Annotated in this window: 1 protein-coding gene and 1 pseudogene; both read left to right on the plus strand. The window is 41.0% G+C overall.

The window, feature by feature from the left end; translation table 11 throughout:
* A partial coding sequence (locus tag K5Q34_RS11660) for an ssDNA-binding protein (RefSeq protein ID WP_044777732.1) occupies positions 1-213 on the plus strand: 213 nt, incomplete at its 5' end.
* Positions 214-447: 234 nt separating this feature from the next.
* A pseudogene (locus K5Q34_RS11665) lies at positions 448-1,586 on the plus strand (hypothetical protein); the annotation flags it as partial.

Below are 1,586 nucleotides of genomic sequence, written 5' to 3' on the forward strand. Positions count from 1 at the left end.
AATCGTCAAGAAATCATTGATACATCAGAATTGTATTCAGGCATCTACGGACGTGCTTCTATTACCTTCTACGCATTTAATTCCAATGGCAATAAAGGGATTGCTTGCGGTTTGAATAACTTGCAAAAATTGCGTGATGGCGAGCCCCTCGGTGGTCGCACTCGTGCTGAAGATGATTTTGCGACAGAAGACGATGATGACTTTTTGAACTAGAAAGAGAGAATTAGATTAATGATGTATACTATTTTAACTTGTACTATTATGAGCCTCTGGGTGCTTATCGGACTATACTTCGGATATATGACCATTAGAGATGACATTCGAAATGAAATGGAACGAAAGGCAAAGCAAAATAAAGAAAAACTTAGTCAAACACCACTCAGTCGAAAAAACAAATAGAACTCAAGGTGGCAGTACTTCTGTCACCTTTTTCAGAAAGGACAAACTATGCCAATTAAAGAGATCAGTATAGACATCGAAACTTATTGTGAAATTGACTTACGAAAATCTGGTGTCTATCGCTATGCGGAAGATGACAGTTTTGAAATCCTTTTGTTTGCGGTATCTGTCGATAATGGACCAGTTACTGTATATGACTTAACTAAAGAGAAATTTCCACAAGATATCCTTGAGGCCTTGGTGAATGATAGTGTCATAAAATGGGCATTCAACGCTTCATTTGAGCGAATTTGCATATCCAACTGGCTCAAGAAATATCATCCTGAATTCTTATCAGATGGATTTCTCTCGCCTAATTCATGGCGGTGTAGCATGATTTGGTCCGCATATTTAGGACTCCCACTTTCCTTAGAAGGGGTTGGAACAGTTCTCAAACTCAAAGACAAAAAGATGAGAGAGGGGGCTGACCTCATTCGCTACTTCTGCGTACCTTGTAAGCCTACCAAAGTCAATGAGGGACGAATTCGCAACTTTCCACATCACGCGCCTGACAAGTGGGCTACCTTTATCGATTACAACAGACGTGATGTTGAGGTCGAATTGGCCATCAAGGAACGACTGAAAAACTTCCCAGTACCTGATTTTGTTTGGGATGAGTACCTCCAGGATCAGATTATCAACGACCGAGGTATTGGCATAGATGTTGATTTTGTTAAAGCAGCAATCAAAATTGATACAGAGAGCAAAGCTCAAATCCAAGAGGAACTGAAAGCTTTAACAAGTCTAGAAAATCCCAACTCTGTTCTACAGATGATTGGCTGGCTACGTGAACATGGAGTAACTACAGATTCACTCGACAAAAAAGCGGTGAAAGAACTTCTCAAAATGGTTGATCATACGACTGCTCAAGTTCTTAAACTTCGTCAGCAAGCCGCCAAATCAAGTGTATCCAAATATCAAGCCATGATGAACTGTGTTTGTAAGGACGGTCGAGCAAGGGGGATGTTTCAATTTTACGGAGCTAACCGTACAGGTCGATGGGCTGGCCGTTTGGTACAGCTTCAGAATTTACCACAGAACCATCTTCCTGACCTAGAGGAAGCTAGAGAACTTTTCAGAACAGGTGACTTAGAAGCTACTGAGCTACTCTACGACACACAAGATACCTTATCTCAACTTATCCGAAC

Origin of the sequence: Streptococcus sp. 2018110 (assembly GCF_019754115.1) — a bacterium.
Lineage (GTDB): Bacteria > Bacillota > Bacilli > Lactobacillales > Streptococcaceae > Streptococcus > Streptococcus hashimotonensis.